Origin of the sequence: Mesorhizobium sp. M4B.F.Ca.ET.089.01.1.1, from assembly GCF_004022605.1 — a bacterium.
GTDB lineage: Bacteria > Pseudomonadota > Alphaproteobacteria > Rhizobiales > Rhizobiaceae > Mesorhizobium > Mesorhizobium abyssinicae.
Map to the genome: position 1 here is coordinate 1 of NZ_RZOS01000366.1, position 5889 is coordinate 5889.

Here is a 5889-nt window from a genome sequence, read left to right on the forward strand (position 1 = left end):
ACGGTGACGCGCCCCAGCATCGACTGCATCTGCTCTTCGACGCGCTGCGAGAGCGTTGCGTTGTCGAGCGCCGCCAGTTCCGTCGCCGTCTCCGGCTTCACCACCCAGACAAGGCTGGAACGGTTGCCGGGCAGGGGAACCTGCGTGAACGGGCCGGTCTCGGTGTGGAACTCGGTCGAGGTGAAGGCGTGGTCGCTGCGGTGGCTGAAATTGAGAACCAGCGCCGCCTGTGGATAGGAGCGCACCGATGCGGCGATGCCAGCCGCCTCGCGCGCCGGCGACAAGCGCCCGTCGGCGGCGACCGCCAGGGAGGCGGAAATCTCGCTGCCATCGGCAAGCACGGCATGGGCATGGGTGGTGTCCAGGCGCCAGCTCTCGACCATCGATTTCCGCCATTCGATGCCCACATGCGCGGCAACCGCCCTGGCAAGGGCTGGAACAAGCACGTTGTTGGGCAGGTTCAAGCCGAACTGCTCTTCGCCGATTTCGGTGGCGCGGAAGGTGACCGTCGGGCTGCGGACCAGCCGCCTCGTCGCGTCGACGATGCGCATCACCTTCAGCGGCGCGGCCTTTGGCTTGAGTTCGGCGAGAACGCCCAGCCGCTCGAGGACTTTCAAGGCAGGGTTCATCAGTGCCGTGGTGCGGCCATCCTGGCCATTGGCTTCCGGGCCTGCCAGCGTCACCGCAAAGCCGGCCTCGGCAAAGCCGAGCGCCGCGATCAGCCCGGCCGGACCGCTGCCGGCAACCAATATCCGCGCTGTCTTGTGATGATCCAAATCCGGTATCCAGATCGCAATGCAGGCCCAACTGGCCGCCAACGTCGGTATAGGCCCGATCGCACGGCTTGATCAACGCGGCGATTCGGCCCATTTCGGGTCCATGACCGGCCAGGACCATGATTTCAGCCATCTCGACCGGGCCGGCCGCGCCACGGCGAGCGTCGCGCGCAACCCCCGGCTGGCGGTGACCGTGGCAGTGGGAGCGGCGGTCATGCTGGCCTGGCTCACGCTTGGCGCCATGGCGATCCGCGGCGCCGAAAGCCGGATAGCGGGCGCCTCGGCCCCCGGCGATTTCATGCTGAACAACCTGCCACCGCTGCCGCTGCCGGATTTTCTGGACCGGTTTTTCGCTCTCTGCCTGACACCGGCGTCGTTTGCCGATGCAATCAGCGCCCAGGCGCCGGCGCTTGTCCTGATGTGGTTCCTGATGGCCGTGGCGGCGATGCTGCCTTCCGCAGCACCAATGATCCGCACCTATTGCGAGATCGCCGATACCGCCCGCATCAAGGGCGAGCCGGTCGTCCACCCGCTGGTTCTGGTCGCCGGCTATCTTTGCACATGGCTCGTCGCTTCGGCGCTGTTGCGGGGCTGACCCTCGGCGTCCATGCTTTTGCTCCGGCGGCGCGATTGCTGGATCCGGTCGTGGGCATTGCCGGGGCGCTGGCCTTGCTGGTCGCAGGCCTCTACCAGTTCAGCGGCTGGAAGGAAGCCTGCCTGACGAAATGCCGGAACCCGTTCTCGATCCTGTTCGCAAACTGGAGCGCGAAACCCCAACGCATCTTCCGGCTCGGCCTGGAACAGGGCCTGTGGTGCCTCGGCTGCTGCTGGGCGCTGATGCTGGTGATGTTCGCCGTCGGCGCAATGAACATCTTCTGGATGGCGTTGATCGGCCTGTTCACCCTGATCGAAAAACAGACCCAGGGCAGGGTGGCAAGCCGGGTCGCCGGTGCGATACTGCTTGTCTGGGGCGCCGCCCTGCTATTAGTTTCGGCCTGAGGGGGGAGAAGTCGATGACGGATCAGGGCTGGGCAATGAAGGGAGAGCTCGTCCTCTCCTGCAATTGCACGGTTTTTTGCCCCTGCGTGCTGTCGCTCGGCAGCCATCCGCCGACCGAGGGTTATTGCCAGACTTGGGCCGGTTTCCGCATCGACGCCGGCCATTTCGGCGACGTCGACCTCTCCGGGCTCAATCTCGGCCTGGTGATGGAAATCCCCGGATATATGAGCCGAGGCAACTGGACCGCCGGCCTGTTCATCGACAAGCGCGCCTCGGTCTACGCGGTCAAGGCGCTGACCAAGATCTTTACCGGCAAGGCAGGCGGCACAACCGCGCTGCTCTCCATCCTGGTCGGAAAATTCCTCGGCGTCGAACAGGCGCCGATCACCTATGAGACGCGTGACAAGACGCGTATCTTCCAGATACCAAAGATCATCGACGGGGCGGTGACGCCGGTTCCCGGCAAGGACCGCGAGAAGGATACGGTGATCAGCAACTCCGAGTACTGGATCGCGCCGGAAATCATCGTGGCTAAGTCCGACAAGAGCAAGATGCGCGCCTTCGGCCGCAACTGGAACTTTGCCGGCCGTTCGGCCGAGATCTGCAAACTGGACTGGCGGGGCCCGTGAGCAAGAACACTACGGCCAGGAAAGCCGCCAAGAAAATCGCCGATCGGATTCCGCGACCGAAGAAGAAGGTCACGTGGCCGCAGGCGCGCGCCTTTTCGGTGCACCTGCTGACGGCATCGGGCTCGTTCCTGGCCTTCCTGTCGCTCGTCGCGGCGAGCGAGCAGCGCTGGACGGCGATGTTCTGGTGGCTGGGCCTGGCGCTGTTCGTCGACGGCATTGACGGACCGATCGCCAGGAAGCTCGAGGTAAAGGAGATTTTGCCGACATGGTCGGGCGAGCTCCTCGACAACATCATCGACTACGTGACCTACGTGCTCATTCCGGCCTTCGCGCTCTATCAGCGCGGCTTCATGGGCGAGAAACTATCCTTCCTGTCGGCGGCCATCATCGTGGTGTCGAGCGCGATCTACTATGCCGACACCGGCATGAAGACGAAGGAGAATTTCTTCAAGGGATTCCCGGTCGTCTGGAACATGGTGGTGTTCACGCTCTTCGTCATCGAGCCCGGGCAGTGGGTTTCCTTCGCCGTGGTGGTGGTCGCCGGCATCCTCACCTTCGTGCCGATCAACTTCATCCATCCGGTTCGCGTGGTGCGGCTGAGGCCGATCAATCTCGGCATGACGCTTTTGTGGTGCGCCTTCGGCGCGCTGGCGCTGGCGCAGGCAGCGCTTGCCGCCTTCTACGACCAGATCGGCGTGCTGGGCGAACAGGTGAGCGTCTTCACCAAGGTCGGCATCACGGTCACCGGACTTTACCTCGCCTGCATCGGCGGTATCATGCAGTTCTTTCCAAGGCTCGGCGCCAAGCCCGGCGCCCGGAAAGACTGATCCCCGCGAAGGCCGGTTCCCAGGACGGCCCGATCCCAAGAGAGACTGCCCAATGCCCAAAGCGATCCGCATCCACGCCCATGGCGGCCCGGAAGTACTGATCTATGAGGACGCGGATCCGGGCCAGCCAGGCGCCGGGCAGATCCTGATCAGGCACACCGCGATCGGCCTCAACTTCATCGACGTCTACCATCGCTCGGGCCTCTATCCGCCGCCCGGCGGCTTTCCGCTGATCCCCGGCGGCGAGGCGGCCGGCGTGGTGCTCAAAATCGGTGCCGACGTCGACTGGCTGAAGCCCGGCGACCGCGTCGCCTACGCCGTCAATGTCGGCGCTTACGCCGAGCAGCGGGTCATTGCCGCGGACCGCGTGGTGAAGGTGCCCGACGGCATCAGCGACGAGCAGGCGGCGGCGATGATGCTGAAGGGCATGACTGCGGAGTATCTCCTGCGCCGCACCTTCAAGGTGAAGGCGGGCGATACCGTCCTCTTCCATGCGGCGGCCGGCGGCGTCGGCCTGATGCTCGGACAGTGGGCCAAGCATCTCGGCGCCACCGTCATCGGCACGGCGAGTTCCGCCGACAAGATCGAGCTCGCCAGGGCGCATGGCTTCGACCATGTCATCAACTACAAGGAGCAGGATTTCGTCGCCGGCGTCGCCGCCATCACCGGCGGCAGGAAATGCGATGTCGTCTACGATTCCGTCGGCAACGATACGTTTCCCGCCTCGCTCGACTGCCTGAGGCCGCTCGGCACCTTCGTCAGCTTCGGCCAGTCCTCCGGGCCGATCCCGCCCTTCTCGATGTCGCTGCTGGCGCAGAAGGGCTCGCTGTTCGCCACCAGGCCGACGCTGTTCGTCTACAACGCCAGGCGCGAGGATCTCGTGGCGTCGGCCGAAGCCCTGTTCGACGTCGTGCTGAGCGGTGCCGTAGAGATCAAGATCAACCAGCGGTACGCGCTCAAGGACGCCGGCCGGGCGCATTCTGATCTCGAAGGAAGGCGTACGACGGGCACGACCGTCCTCATCCCCTGATGTCGTCGTTTTCGGCGGTTTGCCGCCGCCGTAAGCATTGGTCGCCCGAAAAGACAGCTCCCGATTTTCGTGGCCTTGCGGAGTACTTTTTTACCGCTTGAGTTTCCGCTGAAATTCTTGAAGCTCTTTCAAGTCGCGTGCCGCTTTCCGACGGGAGCCGGCCGCGCATACCATGCTTGCGGGAACACAGAACATATCTGGCAAACCAGATGGGAGGCACTGTGAGTGCAAATCACGACAGCGCGAATCTGCTTGAAGTTCGCGGGCTGACCAAGATTTTCGGCACGCTGACGGCGTGCAACCATGTCGACCTCAACATCGCGAAGGGCGAGATCCACGCGTTGCTCGGCGAGAACGGCGCCGGCAAGTCGACGCTGGTCAAGATGCTGTTCGGATCGCTGGAGCCGAATTCCGGCGAGATATTCTGGGACGGCCAGCCCGTCCGGATCGCCAGTCCCGGCGCCGCCAAGAAGCTCGGCATCGGCATGGTGTTCCAGCATTTCTCGCTGTTCGAGGCGCTGACGGCGGCCGAGAACATCGCGCTGTCGCTGGACGACGGCTCGCCCATCAGCAGCATCGCCGCCAAGGCGCGGGCGCTCTCCTACAGCTACGGCCTGCCGCTCGATCCGGAATCGCTGGTCGGTGACCTCTCCGTCGGCGAACGCCAGCGCATCGAGATCATCCGCTGCCTGCTGCAGACGCCGCAGCTCATCATCCTCGACGAGCCGACATCGGTGCTGACGCCGCAGGAAGCCGACAAGCTGTTCGAGACGCTGGAAAGGCTGCGCTCGGAAGGCAAGTCGATCCTCTACATCTCGCACCGGCTGGAAGAGGTCAAACGCATCTGCGACCGCGCCACGGTGCTGCGTCACGGCAAGGTGGTCGGCCATTGCAATCCGCGCCAGGAAACCGCCGCCTCGCTCGCCCGCATGATGGTCGGCAACGAGGTGAAGGCGGTGGTGCGCGCGCCGGCCGAAGGCATCGAGACGGCGCCGGCGCTGCTCGAGATCCGCGCGCTGACCCGCAAGCCGGCGACGCCATTCTCGATCCCGCTGAGGAACATCAACCTCACCGTGCGCGCCGGCGAGGTGATCGGTATCGCCGGCGTCGCCGGCAATGGCCAGGGCGAATTCTTCGAATCCGTCTCCGGCGAAGCGCTGCAGCCGGAGGCCGGCTCGGTACGCATCCGCGGCAAGGACGCCGGCGGCCTGAGCATCACCGGCAGGCGGCTGATGGGCGCTGCCTTCGTGCCGGAAGAACGGCTCGGCCACGGCGCCGCGCCGCGCATGAAGCTGTCGGAGAACCTTTTGCTCTCGCGCCACGCCACCGACGGCAAGGCCTTCGTCGGCTCCGGCGGCATGGTCAAGAGCGCCGCCATTTACGCTGCTTCCCAGCGCATCATCGAGGTGATGGACGTTCGCAAGAGCGCGCCCGATCCGGAGGCCGCGGCATTGTCCGGCGGTAATCTGCAAAAATTCATCGTTGGGCGCGAGCTCGACCGCAAGCCAAGCGTCATGGTGGTCAACCAGCCGACCTGGGGCGTCGACGCGGGGGCCGCCGCCCACATCCGCCCGGCACTGATCGAACTGGCGCGCAGCGGCTCGGCGGTGCTGGTCATCAACCCAGAT

Annotated in this window: 5 protein-coding genes and 1 pseudogene; 5 read left to right on the forward strand and 1 reads right to left on the reverse strand. The window is 65.0% G+C overall.

Annotated features, from left to right (window positions below; genetic code table 11):
• The coding region (locus tag EN780_RS25795) for an FAD-dependent monooxygenase (protein WP_189556730.1) at positions 1-776 on the reverse strand (776 nt) is incomplete at its 3' end.
• Positions 777-1242: 466 nt separating this feature from the next.
• On the opposite strand from EN780_RS25795, the pseudogene EN780_RS41590 reads away from it, so the two are divergent.
• The 5 genes and pseudogenes from EN780_RS41590 to EN780_RS25820 all read left to right on the forward strand — a co-directional run.
• A pseudogene (locus EN780_RS41590) lies at positions 1243-1775 on the forward strand (DUF2182 domain-containing protein).
• A 14-nt stretch (positions 1776-1789) separates the two neighbouring features.
• Complete coding sequence (locus EN780_RS25805; protein WP_127311367.1) at positions 1790-2404, forward strand: DUF1326 domain-containing protein; 615 nt, start codon at positions 1790-1792, stop codon at positions 2402-2404.
• Positions 2401-3231 carry a phosphatidylcholine synthase gene (gene pcsA / locus EN780_RS25810; protein ID WP_128275701.1) on the forward strand — a complete coding sequence of 277 codons (831 nt, stop codon included), beginning with the start codon at positions 2401-2403 and terminating at the stop codon, positions 3229-3231. Before EN780_RS25805 ends, pcsA begins: the two co-directional genes overlap by 4 nt.
• A 52-nt stretch (positions 3232-3283) precedes the next feature.
• Positions 3284-4261: a quinone oxidoreductase gene (locus EN780_RS25815; protein WP_128275702.1), complete on the forward strand. Its 978-nt coding sequence runs from the start codon at positions 3284-3286 to the stop codon at positions 4259-4261.
• Positions 4262-4470: 209 nt separating this feature from the next.
• A partial coding sequence (locus tag EN780_RS25820; protein WP_189556732.1) for an ABC transporter ATP-binding protein occupies positions 4471-5889 on the forward strand: 1419 nt, incomplete at its 3' end.